This is a genomic window from Mangrovibacter plantisponsor (assembly GCF_003182475.1).
GTDB classification, from domain to species: Bacteria; Pseudomonadota; Gammaproteobacteria; order Enterobacterales; family Enterobacteriaceae; genus Mangrovibacter; species Mangrovibacter plantisponsor.
In genome coordinates this window covers 146,103-167,460 of sequence record NZ_QGTS01000007.1, presented here as the reverse complement: position 1 = coordinate 167,460, position 21,358 = coordinate 146,103, and the positions used below count along the sequence as shown (strand labels likewise).

The 21,358-nt window shown below is 50.1% G+C and carries 19 protein-coding genes; 3 read left to right on the top strand and 16 right to left on the bottom strand.

The window, feature by feature from the left end; genetic code table 11:
- Nucleotides 1-19 precede the first annotated feature (19 nt).
- From DES37_RS12950 to DES37_RS12925, 6 genes are all read right to left on the bottom strand, one after another.
- The gene (locus DES37_RS12950) at nucleotides 20-757 is read right to left on the bottom strand and encodes a GntR family transcriptional regulator (protein ID WP_110026057.1); all 738 of its coding nucleotides are present in this window, start codon (nucleotides 755-757) and stop codon (nucleotides 20-22) included.
- A gap of 313 nt (nucleotides 758-1,070) precedes the next feature.
- Nucleotides 1,071-1,259: a hypothetical protein gene (locus tag DES37_RS12945; protein WP_036109760.1), complete on the bottom strand. Its 189-nt coding sequence runs from the start codon at nucleotides 1,257-1,259 to the stop codon at nucleotides 1,071-1,073.
- 78 nt (nucleotides 1,260-1,337) lie between these two features.
- Nucleotides 1,338-1,547: a YdgH/BhsA/McbA-like domain containing protein gene (locus DES37_RS12940; RefSeq protein ID WP_036109758.1), complete on the bottom strand. Its 210-nt coding sequence runs from the start codon at nucleotides 1,545-1,547 to the stop codon at nucleotides 1,338-1,340.
- Between the two features lie 183 nt (nucleotides 1,548-1,730).
- The gene (gene hisN, locus DES37_RS12935) at nucleotides 1,731-2,522 is read right to left on the bottom strand and encodes a histidinol-phosphatase (RefSeq protein ID WP_110026055.1); all 792 of its coding nucleotides are present in this window, start codon (nucleotides 2,520-2,522) and stop codon (nucleotides 1,731-1,733) included.
- A gap of 93 nt (nucleotides 2,523-2,615) precedes the next feature.
- Entirely contained in the window at nucleotides 2,616-3,932 is a 1,317-nt protein-coding gene (locus tag DES37_RS12930) for a glycoside hydrolase family 30 protein (protein ID WP_245930064.1), read from the bottom strand.
- Nucleotides 3,933-3,942: 10 nt separating this feature from the next.
- A complete protein-coding gene (locus DES37_RS12925) occupies nucleotides 3,943-5,280 on the bottom strand; it encodes a glycoside-pentoside-hexuronide (GPH):cation symporter (protein ID WP_110026052.1) in 1,338 nt (445 codons plus the stop codon).
- Nucleotides 5,281-5,413: 133 nt separating this feature from the next.
- On the opposite strand from DES37_RS12925, the gene DES37_RS12920 reads away from it, so the two are divergent.
- Nucleotides 5,414-6,313 (top strand): helix-turn-helix transcriptional regulator, encoded by a 900-nt coding sequence (locus DES37_RS12920; RefSeq protein ID WP_110026050.1) that lies wholly within the window; start codon nucleotides 5,414-5,416, stop codon nucleotides 6,311-6,313.
- Here the strand turns inward: DES37_RS12920 and DES37_RS12915 are convergent.
- The 7 genes from DES37_RS12915 to DES37_RS12885 form a co-directional block, all read right to left on the bottom strand.
- A complete protein-coding gene (locus DES37_RS12915) occupies nucleotides 6,283-6,774 on the bottom strand; it encodes a hypothetical protein (protein WP_110026048.1) in 492 nt (163 codons plus the stop codon). The two genes, DES37_RS12920 and DES37_RS12915, sit on opposite strands and share 31 nt — an antisense overlap.
- Entirely contained in the window at nucleotides 6,771-7,550 is a 780-nt protein-coding gene (locus DES37_RS12910) for a winged helix-turn-helix domain-containing protein (protein ID WP_110026046.1), read from the bottom strand. Before DES37_RS12910 ends, DES37_RS12915 begins: the two co-directional genes overlap by 4 nt.
- Before the next feature lie 35 nt (nucleotides 7,551-7,585).
- On the bottom strand, nucleotides 7,586-8,557 hold the full coding sequence (locus tag DES37_RS12905; RefSeq protein ID WP_110026045.1) for a Csu type fimbrial protein: 972 nt from the start codon (nucleotides 8,555-8,557) through the stop codon (nucleotides 7,586-7,588).
- Complete coding sequence (locus DES37_RS12900; RefSeq protein WP_245930061.1) at nucleotides 8,548-10,773, bottom strand: fimbria/pilus outer membrane usher protein; 2,226 nt, start codon at nucleotides 10,771-10,773, stop codon at nucleotides 8,548-8,550. Before DES37_RS12900 ends, DES37_RS12905 begins: the two co-directional genes overlap by 10 nt.
- Nucleotides 10,774-10,783: 10 nt before the next feature.
- Nucleotides 10,784-11,509, bottom strand: coding sequence for a fimbrial biogenesis chaperone (locus DES37_RS12895; RefSeq protein ID WP_170123770.1), 726 nt, complete (start codon nucleotides 11,507-11,509; stop codon nucleotides 10,784-10,786).
- A 45-nt stretch (nucleotides 11,510-11,554) separates the two neighbouring features.
- Nucleotides 11,555-12,040, bottom strand: a complete 486-nt coding sequence (locus tag DES37_RS12890) for a Csu type fimbrial protein (RefSeq protein WP_110026040.1) — start codon at nucleotides 12,038-12,040, stop codon at nucleotides 11,555-11,557.
- 325 nt (nucleotides 12,041-12,365) lie between these two features.
- Nucleotides 12,366-13,022, bottom strand: coding sequence for an EAL domain-containing protein (locus DES37_RS12885; protein WP_110026038.1), 657 nt, complete (start codon nucleotides 13,020-13,022; stop codon nucleotides 12,366-12,368).
- A 457-nt stretch (nucleotides 13,023-13,479) separates the two neighbouring features.
- Between DES37_RS12885 and DES37_RS12880 the strand changes: the two genes are divergently transcribed.
- Together DES37_RS12880 and DES37_RS12875 are read left to right on the top strand one after the other, a co-directional pair.
- Nucleotides 13,480-14,772 carry a citrate synthase gene (locus DES37_RS12880; RefSeq protein ID WP_036109734.1) on the top strand — a complete coding sequence of 431 codons (1,293 nt, stop codon included), beginning with the start codon at nucleotides 13,480-13,482 and terminating at the stop codon, nucleotides 14,770-14,772.
- A 454-nt stretch (nucleotides 14,773-15,226) separates the two neighbouring features.
- Entirely contained in the window at nucleotides 15,227-16,825 is a 1,599-nt protein-coding gene (locus DES37_RS12875; protein ID WP_110026035.1) for an APC family permease, read from the top strand.
- A gap of 142 nt (nucleotides 16,826-16,967) precedes the next feature.
- On the opposite strand, the gene DES37_RS12870 is transcribed toward DES37_RS12875, so the two are convergent.
- The 3 genes from DES37_RS12870 to DES37_RS12860 all read right to left on the bottom strand — a co-directional run bounded on the left by DES37_RS12870 (nucleotide 16,968) and on the right by DES37_RS12860 (nucleotide 21,063).
- Nucleotides 16,968-17,837 (bottom strand): transcriptional regulator, encoded by an 870-nt coding sequence (locus tag DES37_RS12870; protein WP_110026034.1) that lies wholly within the window; start codon nucleotides 17,835-17,837, stop codon nucleotides 16,968-16,970.
- A gap of 801 nt (nucleotides 17,838-18,638) precedes the next feature.
- A complete protein-coding gene (locus tag DES37_RS12865) occupies nucleotides 18,639-19,919 on the bottom strand; it encodes an MFS transporter (RefSeq protein ID WP_110026033.1) in 1,281 nt (426 codons plus the stop codon).
- Nucleotides 19,912-21,063 carry a mandelate racemase/muconate lactonizing enzyme family protein gene (locus tag DES37_RS12860; RefSeq protein ID WP_110026032.1) on the bottom strand — a complete coding sequence of 384 codons (1,152 nt, stop codon included), beginning with the start codon at nucleotides 21,061-21,063 and terminating at the stop codon, nucleotides 19,912-19,914. Before DES37_RS12860 ends, DES37_RS12865 begins: the two co-directional genes overlap by 8 nt.
- Between the last annotated feature and the right edge of the window lie 295 nt (nucleotides 21,064-21,358).

Below are 21,358 nucleotides of genomic sequence, written 5' to 3'. Positions count from 1 at the left end.
AACTGTTTTTGTTAGTTGGTCAGTCGCGGGTTGCTGTCAGGGTAAAGCGGTAGTGCTGCTGGTTGTAATAAATATCGGAAATTTCGAAGGGGCCAAACCCGCGCAATGTGGCAACAGATATGGCATGAAGAACGGGCTCTTCCCGGTTGATTCCCAGCATATCGCGCACTTCTTGTGAAGGCAGTTCAGCCCGAATCTCTTTCTCGGAGCGTTCAACCGTAAAACCTTTACGGGCAATATAAGCATATTTGGAACGGTTGAGATCGGTTTCACTCAGGTCGGAAAAAGGGTCGGCCAGCATCCAGGATTGTTCAAAGACAAAAGGCACATCACCCACTAAACGCAGGCGTTTCATAAACCAGATATTGGTACCCGCAGGAATATGTAACTGAGCGGCAATGGAAGGTGGGGTTTTTTGTAGCCCGAGGCAGATCAGGTGGTTGGTGACTTCTTTTCCTGCTCCGAGAGTGGCTTCGCTGGAAGAAAGGTGCCTGTCCAGTGGCAGTGAAATACGCAGGTTTTTTTCCTGCCGGGCGACGAAAGTACCCTGCCCACGGCGGCGTTCAACTTTTCCCTGGCGAACCAGGTAATCCACTGCTTTACGTGCTGTCATGCGGGAAATCGAGAATTCAGCGCACAGTGTATTTTCCGACGGGAGTGCATCGCCAGGTTTTAACTTCCCACTGGCTATCTCTTCGCTAAGATATTGCTCAAGCTGTAAATAAACCGGTGTACTGGAATATTTATCTATCATCATTCATGCCCCCCGCATTATGCCGGAATGATAGCGGCATGCCTGGCAAGTGACAATCGCTGTTGGTGTTAGTGAAAGATATGTCACTGATTTATTTTGCGGGCAGAGAAAGTATTCCGTGCACAGAGAAAAAAATCGGGCAGGTGTTCAGTACCGTTTCAGGAGAAAGTGCTGTTCAGCACAGCGAGTTTGTTGAAAAGCGGAGCAGGAAGTCGGTGCGAATAACCAACGCTAACTATGCCTAACTATGCCTGAAAGGGCTTTGGTAGAGGGCGGGGCAGGTGGAACCCTGCCCGGAGCCCCGGCATTTACTGAATTACAGCATATTACCGGCAGTCAGATTTTCGCTGTCGAACGCGTGGCTGGCTTCAATATGGTTCTGGTGCACCGTGTTGTCGATATTTGACCCGGCTTCCGGGCGAGAAAACGTGTTGCCTGCAGCCATGGCACCTGAAGAGAATGTAGCAACCAGCAGCAGAGCGGTAACAAGATTTGTCTTTTTCATTTTGTATTCCTTCTGTTCGTTAAGCTGCCATTGCCGCCAGCAGGGTAAGACTGGCGGTAATGGCCGAGGGCGCACGGCTTATTTGCTCAGGTCGGCAGTCATATGTACCTGGTTGCCAACGTGTGCTTCAGTGATGTTGTAAGATGCACCAGCTTGTTTTGCCTGCGCTGCGATTTGTGCTTCAGCGCCATCCAGTGTGGAAGCAGTTGCACTGACGGTCTGAGCGAAAGTACCGAAAGACATCATAGAAAGAGCAGCAATTGCAACGAAAGTTTTGATAGATTTCATGGCCGTATTCCTTAAGTTAGTTGGTCTGTATAAGGCATTTCGCCTTGATGTGATAATAGTAAGGTGACCATGGCGTGATTAAAATTAAAACAATTTGCGGATATCATTCAAAATAATTGATGTTTTAGGCGGGGCGGTATTCGAGTGGAGAGAATTGCCAGCCTGGGGCTGGCAACGCAGGTGTTATCCGTTCAGGCAGTCCAGCACCGTCTGGTGCAGTGCCGGGCAACCGGTGGCAACGATATCGCCACCTTGTTCTGGCCTGCCGCCATCCAGAGTGGTAATGGCACCGCCAGCCTGCTCAATCAGGGGAACCAGTGCGGCGATATCGTAGGGTTGAAGGCCATATTCGACACAAATATCAATATGGCCGGCGGCAACCATGGCGATGGCGTAGCACTCACCACCGTAACGGGTCATCAGTACACGTTCGGCCAGTTCAGTAAAACGGATTGCCGGGAAGCGGGGAATGGGCTCAGGTGAGGTGGTGTGTAGAATCGCCTGAGAAAGTGAAATACCGGTACGGGAAGTTAGGCGCTGTTCACCACAGGGGCTGCGCCACCAGGCTGCATTACCATCAGCCCAGAACCGTTCCTGGGTGAAGGGCTGGCTCATCATCCCCATGCGCGCCCGGCCATGTTCATACAACCCAATCAGTGTTCCCCAAACAGGTAAACCACACAGGAAAGGGCGTGTGCCGTCCACAGGATCCAGCACCCATTGCAACGGGCCACTCCCTGTTGCTCCAAATTCCTCACCGAGAATGCTGTGTTCCGGGTAATGTTCCGTAATAATCTGGCGGATTACCCGTTCTGCTTCCCGGTCGGCATCGGTGACGGGGTCAAACCGGAACCCCTCCCTGGGCTTGCTGCCAACATGCAATTCCTGGGCTGAACGAAAACGCGGAAGAGTCTGCTGTGCAGCGGCATCTGCCAGTTGGTGAAAGAACGCGATGTCCGGTAACGCATGTGCCATGATTGCCTCCTGTAATCAAAATGGGCTCCCAGTATATATCGGCAATATGAAAGCTGGCTGACACCTCAGGCAGATTGTTTGATCTGTACCGGGTTAGTTGCCCACAACCACACTGGTAATTGAGTTACCCGGTAGCCATGTGGTCAACTGCCTGCCGCAGGCCGCCAGTGACAGGCGGGTTTCCTGGGGGTATGGGTTACTGATATTGACGACAATACTGCCATCAGGGTTGGCGAATGCCACAGCATTGCCACTCAGCGCCCCGCTAAGTGGTACATGGCGGGCGCCGGGTTTTATCAGGCCAGAAAAATGGCGCATCACGTGGTATTCCGGGTTGTAAGTCACTTTTTTCTGGGCCGGGTCTATGGATATCATGCAGTTTTGGCGCCAGCCCCAGGTGCTTTCTCCACCGCTTTCCAGCACCATATTCCAGTAAAAATAGCCATTGGCACCGTTAATTAAATAGTGGCGAAACAGCCCAAAAACATAATGAGCGTATTGCCAGGTATTCTCGCCATCACCACACTCATTTTCCGTTTGGTAGTAACGTAATGACGGGTAACTCATTACAGTGCGCTGCAATGCATTTTTCCCGGCCCACTGGTAACCCACGCCTTTAATAAACTGTGCCGCTTTTGGGTCACGCAGCACCCACCCGGCATAGTCATCATAATCTTCTCCAGGCTCCTGCATAAAAGCCGGGGCGTTGATAGTCCCCAGCCAGATTTCGCAAGGAATTTGGTTTGCAGCAAATTGTGGCCCCAGATAATCACGAATAAATACCCGCAACTGTTCACCGTCCCAGACACAGGACGGGAATTTCTGATCTGCTGCCACTTCATTTTGAATATGCACCTGGTGAATGGTGGCACCTTCTGACCGCCAGGCTTCAACAAATTTCTGAAAGTAGAGCGCATAGGCGGCCTGAGTTTTACTGTCGCCGCGCAGGCGTCCAAAATTATAAGCCTGATGGGTTTTAAGCCAGGTTGGCGGGCTCCATGGCGAGGCAAATAATTTCATGCCAGGCTGGCGTTTCAGTGCCTCTTTCACATACGGCAGCAGGTAGCGTTTATCCCGCGCAATGGAAAAGTGCTCCATTGCGTAGTCATCTTCATGCTCGTTCAGGCTGTACCATGAAAGTGCGTAATCACTGGCACCTACTGGAACCCGTCCCAGAGTAAGCTGGCACTCACCTGTTGGGGAAAACAGGTCATCGAGTAATGCAGCACGTTGTGGCTCTTCCAGCGTATTCAGTGCTTTCATTCCCAGTTCGTTAAAGCAACCGCCAAACCCGTCAATGCTGCGTTCACGCGCTTCGCTAAGTATCAGTCCTGGTGCCTCTGTGCTGTCTTCAGCGTAAGGCAGGTTTTGCCAGACGTATTTATCGCTGGATGAGTACAGATTTATCATATTCATGTCCTTAATGTGTTTTGGAAAGCGTAAGCAGTTGCTGGTCGCTGAGGGAGTAGCGCCGCATAATCAGGATTAAGCTGAGCACCAGTAAACCGGGGAAGACGGTGAAGAGCAGGTGAATCATGGTGAGTGCGCTGCCAGGCTGCACCGGGCTGTTGCCCGTGTAATTGCTAAGTGACAACAACCACCCAACACAAGCGCCACCAATGGCTATACCTAACTTGATAGCGAACAGATTGGTGGAAAACACAATGCCACTTAACCGGCGACCACTGCGTTGTTCTTCCGCATCAGTAACGTCTGATAACATGCTCCACTGAAGTGGGGTTGCAGCGAGTTGAATGACATTAATGACGACAACCATAATAAATATGGCAGCAATCTGGCTGGAAGGAATGAAGTACAGCATTATTAACAGTAATCCCTCTACCGCCATGGCAAGTTTAAATCCTTTTATTTTGTCCATATTTTTGAATAAAGTGGACGACAGCATGGCGCCAACCACACCAGCAGCAAGTGTGGTGGTCAGTAATGCACTGCCCAATTCAGGGCGTTTAATAATATAATTAACATAATAGAGTGTTGTGCCACCTTTAAATAATACTGCTACCAGGTTAACCACATTTAAGATAAACATGATTCGCCAGTCTTTATTTCTGTACAGTATTTTCAGGTCACTTAAAACGGCGTTTTTGTGAGCGGCATCAGTTGCAGGCGGCTGAATTTTTTCCTGAGTCAAACCAAAGCATATGAAAAAGAGAATAATACTCAGCCCACCCATTACCATCATGGTATAGAAATACCCGTTCTGGATATTCCCTTTGCCAAGCCAGGCAACCAGTGGCAAGGCTGTCAGTGAAACTATCAGCCCGCCAGCAGTGCTCAGAGCGAAGCGCCAGGACTGAAGAGACACGCGCTCGCGGGAATCGCCAGAGAGGTTGTTTATCATGGCGCAATACGGCACGTTAATGGCTGTATAGACGAGTGACAACAAAGTGTAAGAAACGTAGGCGTATACTAATTTTCCGGTATAGCCCAGGTCCGGAGTATAAAATGTTAGTGTGCACAGTACGCCAAATGGAATGGCGCACCATAATAAATAAGGTCTGAATTGACCCATTTTGGTTCGGGTGCGGTCAGCAATCGCGCCCATAAATACATCCGTTACAGCATCAATTACCCTTACGGCTAAAAACATGGTGCCCATATGTGCCGGTGATAAACCAAACACATCGGTATAAAAATAAGCCATAAATAACATCACAGTTTGCCAGACAAGGTTACATCCTGTGTCGCCTAATCCGTAACTTATTTTCTCTTTTACAGAAAGTGGGGTGGCAGACATAACTGTCTCCTTTGAACAGAGGGATTATTATTTTTTTACGGCGTTATGTGATTGCCGTACCTGTTCAGGTTATTGCCAGCACTGTAATTAATATGTATAAAAAAAGTCGGTCTGTATAATAAATCTGAACCCCATGAGTGATGATCGTCCCGTTTACGAAAACATCCCGGTACGCCCGGGTGAGTTGTTCACACTGCGTTGTGACAACATACCGCACTTTGCCGGTCTGGATGTGGTTACCCATTTCCATTTGATGTTTGAAATTATGTGGTTCCGCCGTTCCTCCGGGACCTTTACGTTGGGGAATGAACAATTCCAGATAAAAAATAATACCCTGGTGTTTGTTCCTGCCTTACTGCTTCACGATATGCAACTGGATGCCGGAGATAATCATTTACGCTACTTGTTGCAGTTTGAGTCGGTCTGGCTTGATGATCTTTCCCACACCGCTGGTAGCCAGTTGTATCGTGATGCGCGGGTTTTGGTGCTGAATGAGCAGGATGCGGAGCGCATTGATTCGTTATTTGGCTGGTGCACGGAGCGAATGGCCCTGGCGGGAAACGATGACCCACTATTTCAGTCACTGATGCAAAGCGTTCTGCTGGCTATTTTTCAACGCTTGCCGCCAGTTCGCCATGCTCCAAAGCGGGCGCATACGGATGTGTTACTGGAACGCCTGCATCAGATAGACCACAGCCGGAATTATCAAGTCACCACTGAAGAGGTTGCCGCCGCCTGCAACTGGTCTGCTTCGTGGTTTTCACGCTTATTTAAGCAGCATTTTAGTATGTCGTTTAAGTCCTTCATTTTGCTGCGCAAGATAAATTATGCAGTCTGGCTGTTGACCACAACCGATAAAAATATTGCTGATATTGCTCAACAGAGCGGTTTTACAGACAGCGCTTATTTCTGCCTTAAGTTCCGCCATGTGATGAAGGACTCCCCGGCGAGTTTTCGTGAGCGCATTCGCCAGACCGCGGCGATGGGGCGGAGTAATTCGGTCTATTGTGTGCAAACCAAAACAGGGGAGTAGAAATTACTGATAGTTGTTGCGCCACCGGGCAGGCGGTTGAAGCGTAACTGTTGGTGCTCACCCGCTTGCAGGCCAATAACCGTGTGGTCAAACAGGCCCGCCGGGAAGCTGTCAGGGTTGAAAGACACCACACGGGTTACCCATACATCGTAAAGGTTATTGTGTAACGCCTTCCACGCAATTAACGCCTGGCGGGAAACGGGTACTTGCTGATTGTGGTATGTAAAACTGCCACTGACATTCAGGCTGCCTTCACCACCAGGTAAGAAGTTAGCGACAATTTCGCCGTCAAAACGTACCGGGGCGCTCTCCACCGTATCATGGTAAACAAGGTTTCCGTGGCAACTAAAATCCAGCGGCGCAGGGCGAATATGCCAGCCAGCGAGGGTTGCGGACAGCATAACGGTTACAGTGCATACGCTCAGGTAAAGCCAGCGTGGCCGCAATTTCATAAATTTCATGATGACCACCCACGGAAATAGTGGGTCAGGCAGGCCTCGGCACTTTGCTGCGCCAGCGAACATTCAATCATAGCCAGTTGCCCGGTTTCCCCATAGACAATCGCATCTTGTGCATGCAGATAAAATACTGTGCCTTGCTGGCAGGACAGGTGCTCAAGGCTTTGTACGGTTTTGGCCAGCGCCAGCATCGGTTTTTGCCAGGCATCGGGCAGTTTAGTGAAGGTGTACACCGGGCACTGATTAATCCGTGTTAACAGGTACACCGGTGCTGTTGGAATGGCGGCGGGGGCCGGGGTAAACACCACAAACAGTATGCTGGCCAGGGCGACAATGCAGGGCAGCAACCACAGTGCCTGTTTTATGGGCATCGGGGGGCTTTGTACCGGCATTTTTTGAACCCAGGGTTCATGTGAGTGGTCCTCTGTGGGAAACAACGCTGATTGCTGGCTGACAGCCAGCTCGCTGTTGAACATAAAACCCACCCTGGGCACTGTGATGATAGTGGGGAAGTTCAGGCCAAAACTGCTCAGTGTTTTCCGCAGGATACTGATGTACTGGTTCAACGAACTACTGGAACCACGCAGCCCCCGCTGGTCCCAAATTTCATACAGCAGGGTATCGCGCTCCACCACAATCCCCTGGTGGTGAATCAGCAGAGACAGTAATAAGTTAGCCGTTGTGGTGAGCGTGATACTCTGTTCATCAGGCGTACTGATATGTGTCAGCACGCCATCTTCGGGGTTGTAAATTACAGTGGAGGCAATCAGCCAGGTCATGGTGTTTCTCGGTGTCTGTGTTTTATGGATGCCGCTTAATAACTGAGCGTGACGACTACATCATCGGTGTAAGTCGCTGCAGCAGGGGGGGACTGCGCGGGAACAACGCCATAAATGGTGTAATCCTGGACGTTCCCATTGCTGTTGGTTGTTTCCAGCGTATTTTCCCCACGATTGTTTCCCCAGGGGGATGTGGCTGCGCTGTCTTGCCAGAGTGAATAAGCCAGGCAGTCGCCGCTGGCGCTGCACAATTGCCTGGTGGCGCCATTGGCATGGGTTCCGTTATCAAGGCCTATCGAAAACTGGGTTCCCGGGGGGCAGTGGGTACGTAATGTGGCGGTGGATCGTATACCGGAACGGATGCTGTCAGCGCTGACAGTACCGAAGTCGAGCGTACTGACACTTTCAATAAAGCAGCCAGTAGAAATGGTGGCATTCGCATTACTGGAGCTGTCAGTGGCACTGCCGCTACTGATGCCGTTCTGGCAGGGCGTTAATGTGCTTTGTTGGGTACTGGTGTTCCAGGTGATTTTTATTCCCAGTGCATAGTTAAAGTAACTTCTGGCTGGCACCGGGCTCTGGCCAGATGGCATGCGGGCAGTTAACGGAAAAGTACCGCTTGTTTGCTGGTTGTTTCCGGCTGAAAACACCTGCTGTATCAGGTTGCCACTTGCTGAAGATGCCAGCATTTGCGAGGTGTCGCTGGCGTTGTACAGATTAAATTGCAATGAATACGTGTGGCCCTGTTCATCGCCATTAGAGGTCATGATGAACGGTGGCTCTTCCTGGCTGGACAGGCAGACGGCAAAGTACTGGGTTGCGCCATAATCTGCCTGGCATGCGTAGCCCACACTGGTTTGCGTTTGGTTAACGCTGTCTGTTGCGATGGTGCCAAAAGCAATACTGGCACCATGGGTTATCCAGCAACTGGCGGCCATGGTTTTTGCCGGGCATATCAGGCAAGCACACAGGCAAGCCACTTTCAGTATGTGAGCCATCACTGACATAGAATATTCCCTAATTGCAGATAAGACTGCCCGGCAGGCCTGGCGGGCAGGCGGGCATGGCACAAGTGTTGGTTAGTGGTTACTTCCAGTTCTGCAGGGAGTGTCGGGTTCTCGAGCCAAATCATGCCATCGCGAGCCACACTTTGGGTGGTACTGTTACCCCTGAGCCGAACCTGGCTTCCCATGGGTAACGGGTCGCCGTGGGTATTCACCAGGCGTGCCATAACGGAAAGCGCTTCTTTCATATCAAAATCAACCAGCACGACCTGCCCGGTTCCAGGTGAAACATAGCGTTCAGTTACTGGTGTCAGAACGGCGGCGGGCAGATTAAGCGGGTCGATGGTTATCTTGCTGGTGTGGTATCCCGGCAGCTCTGTTAGCAATAACCATCCCTTATCGTCTGTCTTGCCAACCAGGCGGTTCTCCTGGTAGACAGGAACCGATGGAATACTGTTACTGGACACCAGCGCAACCCCCTGGTGGCTTTGGCGCATGGGGTAGATGTGCCCACGGAGCAAGGTCAGGCTGCCTTCGCCTGTTAACCAGCCACTGGTTTCTGTCTGTGTTTTGTTGATACCGAGGTGCCATTCACCGTAGCGGTTAAGGTTGCCAACATCGGCATAGTGATATTTTTGGCTGCCATTGGATTGCCCGGCATCCCAGGACCAGCCGCCCTGGTCATTATCGGCCTGGTGGCGATAGCGCCACTGCTGGCTGCTGCCAGTGCTCTGGGCAGAGAGCTGGTCATGAAAACCAAATGGAATCGCCAGTGTGAGGTTGATTTGCGAATCTCTGCCGGCAATATCCCGCGTCCAGGTTATGTTGGTATTCACCCCGCGGGCAAAGGTTTTGGACCATGAGGCGTTCAGGTATTGTTCATTGCTTCCTGTGGCGTACTGGCGTACCCAGCCCACGCCGAGTTGCCCCAGCGGCCCTAACTGAGTGCTTGCCCAGGCTGCATCACTGCGCCGGGCAGCCACAACACCACTGGCGCTGGCAATATCGGCAAACGTATTGTCGCGCAGTGTGGTACTGGCAGAGAACGCGTATCCCTGGCCATTCCATTGCCAGCCAACACCCCATTGCTTTCCAGGTGCTGCAGAGGAATGGCTGACAGCAACATGGGCGCTTAACACGCCAAGCCAGGGTGATGGCAGCCAGTAAGCACCCACTCCGGCATTATGGGCTGTGCGTTGTTGTTCGGTGTGCAGTGCTAAAGTCAGAGTGTTATTGGCACCATAGCGCCAGCCGGCATCCAGCATGGGGTACGGAGCATAATCATTAGAGTTAAGGCTATAATTTTGCCGCATCCAGCCCACATCCAGCGTACCACTGCTCAACCCTGCGGCCAGCATTTGCGGTGCCCCGTATAAATCCAGGGAGACCACTTTGCGCTGGCCATTGATATCGGTAATTACAATGTCAGCCTGGCCATTGCCCGTGAAAGTGGGTTGTGTGGCGAGAATATACTGGCCTGGCACAACTTGCTGGCTGCTCTGTTTCAGTCCGTCGATATATAAATCCACGGTTGATGGCAGCACTGCGGTACTGCTGTATTCGGCACGGGGTGACGTATTGAGTTGGGGGGCCAGTTGAAAGTTGCGGGCAAGATGAATACCACCAAAACGCACCTGGCGGCTCCAGGTAACACCGGAAGTAATGGCATCGCCCAGCACCAGGGAAATTTGGTGCTGGCTGTCATCAAATTGCCAGGCGGTCATAAGCCGGGTAGTACTGGCCTGCGTATCTTGTGGGTTTTCGGCCACGCGGCTGTTAAAGCTGCTGGAAATTGTACCAGGAAGCCACCCCGATGATGCCAGGCTGGTTTGCGCACTGGCATATTGGTAGCCAGTCGCATGAGTGGCATTCAGGCTGTACCCCAAAGTCAGGTTGCCCAGCAGCGTATTTGTAGCGGGCGTGCCAGTCTGCGAAACCCGGGGTTGCCAGGCCAGGTACTGGCACCGGGATAATGCCGTCATACTGGCAGACAGGGATAATTGCTGGTTAAGAGCATCATACCTGGCTGAAATACCCGGGATATCACTTAATTTAACCCATTCCCCCTGCGGTAATTTACCCCTGACAGCGCCAATGCCCAGGGTGTGTAAATCCTGCTGTTTAAGCCATATTTCCGTGCCAGCCACTTGCACGGCAAATAATCCTGATGACTGAGCCTGATTAATCGTGACGGACAACCATTGGACATGACTTCCCACAAGCGTTGTTTCAGCGCAGGTGAGTTGCGGCTGTAACCCTGTTAAAAGTAGCAACAGTATGGTTGAGCGGGCATTCATAAGGCACTTCATTGAGTGTCAGTTTCAACGTGATGGCCTGATTCAATGACAATGCAGGCAGTGAAAGAGCCCGCCAGGAGCCGGGTAACAGATAACCGACTAAGCCATCATCATGGTGCAGCAGGCGGCCCTGCTGGTTTAAGACTTGCAGGTCACTGAGTTTTATATGGCGCATACCCTGGTTGTGTAACACCAGTTGCTGGCGGGCAGAATCCCACTGGCAGGTGGCTGTTTTACTGATGTCGTTTTGGGGAAGTGAGTGGCTGGCGATAAACACCGGGATGGAATAGCGCAGCAAAAAATGGATGGCATGGCGGGCATCTCTGTTCGCTTGTTCACCGGGAAGTTCATCAATAATGAGCCGAAAACTGTGCTCTTGATCTGAGGTAAAAGGCTTAAGTGCAATCAACCGGATAAGTTGTTTTTGACCAGCGCCCAGCGAGGTTATCGCCGGGCTGCTGACCAGTGTTGTCGCTGGCTCAAGAATGTCTTTCCCATTCACCTGACGCCATTGGTACAGGCGAATTTGCGCGCCTTCTTGCTGGCTGCCCGTGTTGGTGAGCCACACTGCTGTGGCGTGCTGTTCAGTTGTCATGCCGATATTCACCGGAGCAACCTGTAAGGTGGCAGCAAGCGCATCGTGTGCCAGCGCCAGCATAAGAAACAGCCAGATAATGAGAACGAACGTCCTGGTTTTCATTGGTTAATAGGTTAAGTACAGGTTTACATCGTCGTCGTACTGGCCTGCGACTGCGCTTGTCAGTGCGTTGGCCTCAATTACGCCATATAGTGTTTGGTTTTGTGTGGTACCGGTGCCGGTACTTTCCAGGCCGTCAGTACTGGTGATTTGTTCTGACTTACTGGCGTCACTGTAGAGTTTGTAGGCAATGTTCGCGGCATCTGTCATATCACTTGATGGGTGCAGGTAAAATGTGCCGCTTGCCTGGTCTGCAGAATCTGCAGTGAGCTTCCAGGGAGTGCCTTTGGTGCAGGTAATAGTGAGTTCGCTGCTGGCCGTTATCTCGCTGGTATCAGCAGAGCTGTGTTGCGCAAAATCCATATCACTGGCAGAGAGTGAGCAGGATTTCATCACCTCCAGCGTAACATGCATGCTGGTATTATCATCTGCCTGGCTGGCAAAAGAAATCACTGCCAGTGCACAGGCGTAAGCAATATTTTTAACCTTCATATCGATATATTCTTGTTTAAGAAAACCTGACTTTGATAATCACCGGTGAGTGTTTCTGGAACTTGACTGAACTTACCGGAGAACCATCGTCGCCCGTTCTGGGTGCGAATATTTAAGTGGTATATAAAATAATATTCGAATTTTAAAAAGAATATAAAAAGATAAGAATTATGGTGTATTCCTGGTGTTGTAAATGAAATGAAACTAAAAATACCTACGTTTTTTTTAGTTTCATAAGTGGTACGGGGGAGGTAGCCATGCTTGACTCTGTGGGAATAAAAAAATCAGTGAATTGTGTGTTTTTCTGAATTTATTCACCAGAGGTTCACAAGTTAAATGAATGCGCAACTGGTTTCCACATGTAACCCTGGCCATAATCGGCCACGCTGAGTTGTGCTGACAAAAAGTCGTGATAGTTTTCTATGCCTTCAATCAATACCTTAGCGCATAGTTTTTGGCATGTTCTGATCAGGTCATTGAGGTGGTTTTGGTGCCCGCGCAGTTCCCAAAATACATATTTATCTATTTTTACCCCATAAAAATAGAATTTTTCCTTGAGCAGGAACTGAATCAAACCGGGCGTGACGTCATCAGCCCATACCTGAATGTTCATTGCCTGTAATTGGGTAATGCGCTGGCGTAATTTCCTGATTTGCACTGATGAGAGTTGCATTATATTGCACAGGTCTGTGAGTTCGAGTGCAAATTTTGGCTGGCAAAAATTATGACCAGCGATGACTTCAGCCATTGTTGATGACAGGAAAACTTCTGAATCGGCATTAATGTAATAACACTGAGCACATGGTGTATAAAGTGCGTAATTTACCTGGTTTGCAAAAAGTGATATGCGTTTTTCCTGGGAAAGGGAGGAGAAATACACTTCTGCGTCAATATTAGGGCGCAGTGTTGACAGCATCTCCCAGGCAATGATCCTCTGATTGTTAAGGCGGCGAATAGATTCGAACTTGTAACCTGTGAGCATCGTTGCTGCCTGTCCCTGCTGATATAAATAAGAGCAGCAGATTGTGAGGAAATTCTGTTTTGCATGGTATTTATAAATAGATTAACTAATATTTTGGTTTTTTTATCTAAATTTTTTAATTAATTAAACTTTTAATTCTGATTATTTGAAGGCTTATAGCGCATAAAATACAGCGAGGATCACATCTGGTTCCCGGAATCGCTTTTGCGCAGGGCTACCTGAAAGTGGTAGTGTGGCTCAGACAGTGCGACTAATCAGGTGTTGACGCATTCTCGCCAGTACCCGCTGAGCAGATATAGCAATGGACGCAGCGCTATACCGGGCAATGTGATGTTTGACGAGTTGATATCAAAGAACCCAATACAGGTGATATTTAATATTGCCCTGGTGGGGTCAGGTGCTGATACAGGGCCGCATCGCTCATTATTGATACTTTGACAGGCAGGAAGAGATAAACATCATGACACAACAACTTACCCTTTTCTCAGACGATAATTCGTCGGTGGGGCTGGATGTGCTACCCGGTACCCTTGGGCAGTCAGCTGTGGACCTGCGCCCGTTAGGGCAACAAGGGCTGTGTAGCTACGACCCCGGTTTCAGTAATACTGCCGGGTGTAAATCTGCGATTAGTTATATTGATACCGAACAAAGCATACTGCTGCATCGCGGTTACCCCGTTGACCAGTTGGCGATGCAGTGTGATTTCCTGGAGTTGAGCTACATCCTGTTGTATGGCGATGCGCCAACAGAAGAGGAATATCAGGCGTTCAGCCATACCATTACCCGCCATACACTGGTACACGAACAAATGGCCAGAATGTGCAGTGGCTTCCGTCGTGATTCCCACCCAATGGCGTTAATGTGTGCATTAGTGGGGGCGCTGGCGGCTTTCTACCATGAAGTGGTTGATGTCTCAAACCCGGAGCATCGCCGCCTGGCTGAAGTGCGCCTGATTTCGAAAATGCCAACGCTTGCAGCCATGAGCTACAAGTACAGCATTGAGCAACCGGCCAATTATCCGCGTAACTCCCTCTCTTATGCCGGTAACTTCTTGCATATGTTGTTTGGTGTGCAGGCGGAACCTTATGTGGTGAACCCGGTACTTGAGCAGGCAATGAACCAGATTTTAATCCTCCATGCTGATCACGGCCAGTGTGCTTCTACCACGACTGTGCGCACCGCCGGGTCGTCTGGTGCGAATCCCTTCGCCTGTATTGCTGCAGGCCTGGCTTCTTTATGGGGGCCACAACATGGTGGCGCCAATGAAGCCTGCATGAGCATGCTGGAAGAGATCCGCGAGATCGATGAAATACCGGCATTTATTCAGCGTGCTATGGCGCAACCTTCGGTATTCCGGCGCCTGGGTTTTGGTAACTCGCGTTATACACATTCAGATCCGCGAGCGGCGATTTTACGTGAAACCTGCCATAAGGTGCTTAAAGAGCAGGGTATGGAAGACAGTCTGTTACAGGTCGCCATGGCCCTGGAAGATATCGCCCTTAATGACAGCTACTTTATTAAGAATAAGTTGTTCCCAAGCGCAGACTTTTATACTGCGGTGATTCTTAAAGCGATGGGCCTGCCATCAACCATGTTTACGGTTGTAACTGCAGTGGGGCGCACCCTGGGTTGGGTGGCGCACTGGAATGAGATGCACGAAACCGTGGATGAACCTTTACAGATTTACCGCCCGCGCCAGTTATACACCGGCCCGGCACAGCGAGATTTCGTCTCCCGCCGCCAGCGTTAATGTGCCTGAACGGGCATAGCAACAGGCAGCAAGCACCATGATCTAAGACACCTTTAAAGTGGGGAAACCGCTTTAAAGGTGTAAACCAGTTTGTGATTAACCAGGCTCAACTCCGCTTACCTCACGCAGCCCCAACTTTAATTCCAACCCGCTTTGCACTGTTTTTATGCATGCACTCTGTTGGTGCGTATTGCCTGCCGCCAGCAAAAATTCTGCTGTTAACCAGGACTGCTGGTGTTTTATCCTGGCTGAATTAGCGGCGCTGGTTTGCAAATTTCATCGTTCTGTTACCCGGAGATACTTCAATTATAAAAAGACACATTTATTTACCCCTCGATACCCAGGCTGGCATGCAACCTGCTGTTCTAACCCTGTTACACAACACATCACATCAACAAAGCGTGCAGATAGCCGGGCCAGTGAGTGCCGGAACTGAAAATAAGGGGTAGGTCAGATGGTGAAACATGGACTAAAAAAGGGGCTGGGATTAGTCGATCTCACTCTGCTGGGGATAGGGTCAATGATTGGCTCTGGGTGGCTCTATGCTGCACTCACCAGTGCGGGATATGCCGGCGCACAGACAGGCTGGGCATGGATCCTGGGGGCCATAATCGTATTATTAATCGGCCTGGTTTTTGCTGAGTTATCAGCAGCATTACCGCGCGCCGGGGGATTTGTTCGTTACCCTAACTACTCACACGGAAATGTGGTTGGTTTTGTCATTGGTGTGAGTTCATTGCTTGCTTATACCAGTACAGCAGGGGTTGAAGTTGAAGCGGTACGCCAGTATGCCGTTTACTGGTGGCCTGCGCTGGGTCATACAGATGGCAGCCCGACTGCGGCAGGTTTTGCAGTCCAGATTGGCTTGTTGGTCGTCTTTTTCTTGCTGAACTACTGGAGCGTGAAAGTCTTTGGCCGGGTTAATACCATTGTTACTGCTTTCAAATTTATTGTGCCATTGCTGACAATTGTCACATTGTTCATGTATTTCCATGGCGCCAACCTGGATGTTCCACCACCACCTCCTGGTGGTACACACGGCATTTTCTCCTCACTGACCGGAGCAGGGATTGTTTTTGCATACCTGGGTTTCCGCCAGGCGGTGGATTTCGCCAGTGAAGCGAAGAACCCGCAACGCGATGTTCCGCTGTCTATCATGATCGCAATTGGCTTAAGTTTTGTTATTTATTTGCTGCTGCAATATGCGTTTCTGGGTGCGGTGCCATCTGAAGCGTTGAGTGCACATGGTTGGGACGGGCTGAAACAGGTTTTGCAATCGCCTTATGCCGATCTGGCTCGCAGCCTTGGCATTACCTGGCTGATTAACCTCATCCTTGTGGATGCCGTTATCTCTCCTGCTGGCACGGGGAATATCTACCTTGCCGGGGCAAGCCGCGTATTATTTGCCTGGGCGCGTAATGGCCACTTATTTAAAGTGTTTGGCAAAATAGACGAAAAATCTGGTGTGCCGCGCGGTGCCTTATGGTTGTCGCTGGTGCTGGCTATTGCCTGGACTTTGCCTTCTGAATTCCAGGTCTGGGGTGGGTTGATTGGCGCGGTGACCTCCGCAACGGTCTTTACTTATCTGCCAGGCCCTATTTCTGCCGGGGCTTTCCGCCGCCATTTGCCTCATTTACACCGCCCTTTCCGCCTGCCGCTGTTTAACCTGTTAAGCCCACTGGCCTTTGTTGCCAGTACTATGCTGGTTTACTGGAGTGGCTGGTCGGTTAACATCATTCTGCTACCTATTTTGATTGTTGCCTGGGTTTTGTATGCACTGTTTGCGAAGAAAGGGCAGCATCATCAGCGCGATGTAGGTTGCGCATGGTGGTTACTGGTCTATTACATTGCCATGATGGTTATTTCCGGGCTTGGTACTTTTGGCGGCACCGGGTTAATCAGCTCACCATGGGATATGATCCTGTCAGCTGTTATCAGCCTGGTGTGCTACTACTGGGGTGTCGGCGCGAGCCTGGCTGTTCCAGAAATTACTGAAGAAGAAGATGAAACGCTGGTGACAGAGCACATTAACCAGGAAGGTTATGCTCAGTAATTCACTAAATTGATAGCCTGAACCATTCAAAGGCTGCGGTTCGTTATCCCGCCAGGGGAATAATTCCCTGGCGGGTTTTTTATTGCTTTCAGGCCTGAATTATCTGCCCTTCAGAAGTATTGTGCGGCCCTGACACCTGCGTTTATTGCACCGTTGTGCTCAGTACATTTTTGGCATCATGAGACATAAAATTTACGCAGGACTGCAGTGTGTCTCTCTCTTTTTCGCAGGATGCAACGTAAAAACGCCCGGTAGATTTCTCAAATACGCTGGAGTCGGCCTGAAAGAAAAATACACCGGATTCACGACAAGGGAGTTCACTGAATGCAACCAACTGGCTTGCGAGGGTAATGGTATTGGGGTGTTCCTTATTAGGGTGTGGTGGCAGGCTGTAGAGTTCGCACTGGCCAATAACACCAATACGCTTGGCACTGGCAGGAGGGGAGGAGTTGGTCAAATAGATGAAGGTAGCCATGCACCCTACGATGAACAGAACCAGCAGTGGCAGCGCCGTGGTATAAATTGCACGCTTGTGTTGAAACCACGCAAACTTTTTGTGGGGACCAACGGGTAACGTTGTGGCGGGTTGCTGAGAAGGGGGGGCCGGGTGGGGGAGCGGCTCCTGTGCCTTAATCAAAGCCTGGAAATCGTCCTTACGTGATGGCGGCGGCGCTGGTGGCAGGCGAGTGACACTAATCTCCCGGGAAAACATAAACCCCATACGCGGCACTGTTTTGATGGTTTCCCCTTCAAGGCCAAATGCGCTCAGTGACCGGCGAATAGTTGAAATATACTGGTTCAGGCTGTTGTTCGAACCTTCCAGACCATGACGCGCCCAGACATGGTAAATGATGTCGTCGCGCATTAATAATTCACCCTGGCGTTCGAGCAAAAGCCATAGCAGACGGCTGGCTGTGGTGGTCAGAACGGTTTTACTTTCATTGGGAGTGCTCCACCAGATAGCGCCATCGTCCGGGCGGAAATACAGCATTTTGTCAATCAGATAAATCATCAGCTATCCTTTTCGATGAAATAATTCGGTTATCGCAGTTGCCTTTTGCTCTTACACATCTCGGCATACTCACTGGCTGCCTGGTTCCATTTTGATGAGTGAAAATGATGAATGCGGAGAAGCATTTTTCTGCCAGTTGTTGCTACTGGCCTGCCGGTTTTGCCATGTTAAATTAATTGCTCTACTAATCATTACTTTGAAATTACGGCAGTTATTGTAGTTTTTTATAATGCCGTGTCATGCCATTTATAACGTGAAAATTCTTATAATTAATGTGTGATTGATGAAATAAAGCGAGTAACTAACAAACGCTAATAACCATAAATAGTAAGCAGTGTTTAACATTATCTGATGTTGGGGGATTGAGGCAGTGTTGCCGGGAACCGGGCAGGTAAAATAAACAGAGAGAAAGAAATAGCTGGCTTATTCTAATGCAAATTTCATCTTATCAATGCATTACATGAGTATGATGCCGAATACCATGGGCAGGTTTCCCTGCACAAATAAGCCAGCCTGCTTGCTATGTAAAATAAAAGGAAGATAACCAGACGTACAATTACGCCTTATGTGACAGAGTATACCGTTATAGTTCGACGGCAATAGCGAAATTAGATGATATTTTTGGCCTTATTTATGTGATGGGCCGCAGTTTATGCGCCAGAGAAGTGTAATTACTGCAGGGATAAATGAGAGTTACATCACGGTAAAATGCTTATGCAATGAAAAATAACCGGTTTAATGGGTGAGCCAGTATGAGCCTGACTCTACCCAATGCGAATCCCTGTATTTATATAATGGCTATCAGTTTAGTGAATAAGCTAACTTATTTTTATTCCTGACTAACGCAAACAGAGCCACCATACCCACTAACGCAAGGCAACTTGCCAGCACAAATGCAGCATGGTAACCCCCACCGTACTGAATCAAAAAGCCGGTGACAACGGGTGACATGATCCCGGCCAGGTTAGCCAGCAGGTGAACAAACCCACCCGTGGTGCCGATGCGTTCCGCTGGCACGATATCCTGCAGTAATGACCAGCACGCCTGTGGTGTCATATAAGCGAAAATTGTTGCCAGTGTGATGCAACTGACGGCGACAGACAGGCTTTGTGCCCAGGCGGCAGCCAGTACACTTACGGCAGCAATGCCCAGCCCCATAAAGATGACTGCCTTGCGGGAAAACAGGAAGTTATTGGTTTTGCGGAAGATAGCATCGCACACTGTACCTCCGCCAATAAAGCCCAGAGTGGCGCCTAACCAGGGCAGGATACCAATAATACTCATGCTTTTGATATCCAGATGCTGGAAGTCAGTTAAATAACTGGGTAGCCAGGAGAGGAAGAAATACTGGATATAGTTAAAGCAGAAAAAGGCAGCCGCCACGCCCAGCACCGATGGGGAAAGGATGTAGTGCCAGAAGGTATGCTGCTGCGTATCATTGCTACTCTGAACACTGGTTGCCGGGCGGTTCTCCGCAATAAACTGTGCTTCTTCTTTACTGACAGAAGGGTGCATTTCTGGTTTATCACGGAACAGCAATAACCAGGCGCCAAGCCAGACAAAACCCAGACAGGCAATAACTACAAATGAGATACGCCACCCGTACCACAGGCCAACAAAACCCACAATGGGTGCTGCAATCGCTGCACCTAAAGGCTGGCCTGCGTTAGTAAAGCCAACGGCCCGGCCCACTTCTGCTTTGGGGAACCAGTTCGCAATAGATTTATTGGTGGTGGTGCCCATCGGCCCTTCGCCAATCCCGAACAGTACCCGGACGATAAGCAGGTGAAAGAAACCATTTACCAGCGCGGTGGCACCACAAAACAGTGACCAGATCCCGGCAGCCCATGCATAGACTTTTCGTGGGCCCAGGCGGTCAGCGCCCCAACCACCAATAAAGCAAAACACACAGTACCCAACAAAGAAACAGCTGAACAGAATACCCATATGGGCGTCGTCCATACTCAGGTCGTGCTTAATCAATGGTGCCATAACAGACAATGCGGCTCTGTCGAGATAGTTGAGCATCCCTGCGAAAAACAGCAGCAGCGCTATGACAACGCGATAACGGTTTTTAAACATGGGAACCTCCATTGAAAATGCAGGTTGCACTGGCGATAGTGTAATTCGCCAGAACTTCCGGGTTTGGTTCAAATCCCAGTCCGGGTGAGTCCGGTAACGTCATCTCAGGTTGGATATTAAGGAAGGGGTACAGCAATGGTGTCCACTGAACCCAGGGGACTTCAAGGCGGACATTGGCAGGCAGAAGACTTATCAGATGCGCTGTTGCCAGCAGCCCGGCACCATAATAAAAGCAGTGAGGGACAACCGCGACCTGGCGCTCCTGAGCCAGGGCGAAAACCCTTAACATGCCACTAATCCCGCCCACTTTGCATACGCTCGGTTGGAGAATATCAACGGCACCAGTGCTCACCAGTCGCTCAAAATCTGCGTCACCTGCAGCATTTTCACCGGCAGAAAGTGGAACACCCCGGCGGCGAACCTCTGCCAGGCCTGCGTAGTCATCCGGTGGCCAGACCGGCTCTTCAAGCCAGGTCAGATTCAGTTCGCGCAGCGCGTCTGCCTGCTGGCTGGCTTCTTCCACGGACCATGGGCAGTTAACATCGACCATTAACGCGACATCATCTGGCAGAGCCTGGCGCGCGGCGGCTATTGCCGGAAAGGATGTCTCATGGAGTTTGATTGCGTTATAGCCTTGCTGCCAGACTTCCCGGGCTTTTTCTGCAACCCGGGCCGGGTCGTTGCCATAACTGACCAGGCTTGGGTAAACCTGAATTGCCTGGCGCTGGCCGCCAAGATAACGCCACAGTGGTTGTTGGGCTTTGCGGGCAAGCAAATCCCACAGCGCAATATCTATGGCTGATAACGCATAACGTACCGGGCCTGTCCGACCAAAACCATGGAAGGCGTAATCTGCTTCAGTCATCAGTGCGTCAAGGCCTGCCTTATCTTCCAGTGTTTTACCAAGGAAAAAAGGCCCAACAGACTGCTCTAATGCACAGAAAGTGACAGGGTTAATTAAATGCCCGAAGGCTTCTCCCCAGCCAGTTAAGCCATCGTCGGTTTCAATACACACCAGCAACGACTCCATCTTACTTAATGCTGGCGAGGCTGCATTATAGTCCTGATGCGCATCCGCATATTTTTCCCGGCCTGAATCAAAAGGAATAGCAATACGCGAGAGGGTTATTTTTTCTATTCTCATCGTTGTCCCCCAATAGGGTAAATAAAGAAGCAATAAAGAACATACTTATTCTATGCCCCTGTTCTGGCAGACCGTCTTGTGCATCTGGTTGATATGTTTTCTTTTATCTTTACTGGGTTCAGGCATTTGCCTGGTAACCTGTGGGCATGCTCACAGAAGGTGAGTGATACCGGGTATTGCCGGAAAAATGACGGTAAAAATATCCATATGGCTGGTGGGGGCGTTTTGATGTTTATTTTGTATATCAGATGTTTCTTATCTGTTGGTGGGTTTTTAATGCATTATGGTTAGTTGG

What these genes read in the sequence shown, in the direction of transcription:
- DES37_RS12950 (WP_110026057.1), bottom strand. Translation starts at nt 757, where the DNA reads ATGATGATAGATAAATATTCCAGTACACCGGTTTATTTACAGCTTGAG.
- DES37_RS12945 (WP_036109760.1), bottom strand. Translation starts at nt 1,259, where the DNA reads ATGAAAAAGACAAATCTTGTTACCGCTCTGCTGCTGGTTGCTACATTC.
- DES37_RS12940 (WP_036109758.1), bottom strand. Translation starts at nt 1,547, where the DNA reads ATGAAATCTATCAAAACTTTCGTTGCAATTGCTGCTCTTTCTATGATG.
- hisN (WP_110026055.1), bottom strand. Translation starts at nt 2,522, where the DNA reads ATGGCACATGCGTTACCGGACATCGCGTTCTTTCACCAACTGGCAGAT.
- DES37_RS12930 (WP_245930064.1), bottom strand. Translation starts at nt 3,932, where the DNA reads ATGATAAATCTGTACTCATCCAGCGATAAATACGTCTGGCAAAACCTG.
- DES37_RS12925 (WP_110026052.1), bottom strand. Translation starts at nt 5,280, where the DNA reads ATGTCTGCCACCCCACTTTCTGTAAAAGAGAAAATAAGTTACGGATTA.
- DES37_RS12920 (WP_110026050.1), top strand. Translation starts at nt 5,414, where the DNA reads ATGAGTGATGATCGTCCCGTTTACGAAAACATCCCGGTACGCCCGGGT.
- DES37_RS12915 (WP_110026048.1), bottom strand. Translation starts at nt 6,774, where the DNA reads ATGAAATTTATGAAATTGCGGCCACGCTGGCTTTACCTGAGCGTATGC.
- DES37_RS12910 (WP_110026046.1), bottom strand. Translation starts at nt 7,550, where the DNA reads ATGACCTGGCTGATTGCCTCCACTGTAATTTACAACCCCGAAGATGGC.
- DES37_RS12905 (WP_110026045.1), bottom strand. Translation starts at nt 8,557, where the DNA reads ATGTCAGTGATGGCTCACATACTGAAAGTGGCTTGCCTGTGTGCTTGC.
- DES37_RS12895 (WP_170123770.1), bottom strand. Translation starts at nt 11,509, where the DNA reads ATGCTGGCGCTGGCACACGATGCGCTTGCTGCCACCTTACAGGTTGCT.
- DES37_RS12890 (WP_110026040.1), bottom strand. Translation starts at nt 12,040, where the DNA reads ATGAAGGTTAAAAATATTGCTTACGCCTGTGCACTGGCAGTGATTTCT.
- DES37_RS12885 (WP_110026038.1), bottom strand. Translation starts at nt 13,022, where the DNA reads ATGCTCACAGGTTACAAGTTCGAATCTATTCGCCGCCTTAACAATCAG.
- DES37_RS12875 (WP_110026035.1), top strand. Translation starts at nt 15,227, where the DNA reads ATGGTGAAACATGGACTAAAAAAGGGGCTGGGATTAGTCGATCTCACT.
- DES37_RS12870 (WP_110026034.1), bottom strand. Translation starts at nt 17,837, where the DNA reads ATGATTTATCTGATTGACAAAATGCTGTATTTCCGCCCGGACGATGGC.
- DES37_RS12865 (WP_110026033.1), bottom strand. Translation starts at nt 19,919, where the DNA reads ATGTTTAAAAACCGTTATCGCGTTGTCATAGCGCTGCTGCTGTTTTTC.
- DES37_RS12860 (WP_110026032.1), bottom strand. Translation starts at nt 21,063, where the DNA reads ATGAGAATAGAAAAAATAACCCTCTCGCGTATTGCTATTCCTTTTGAT.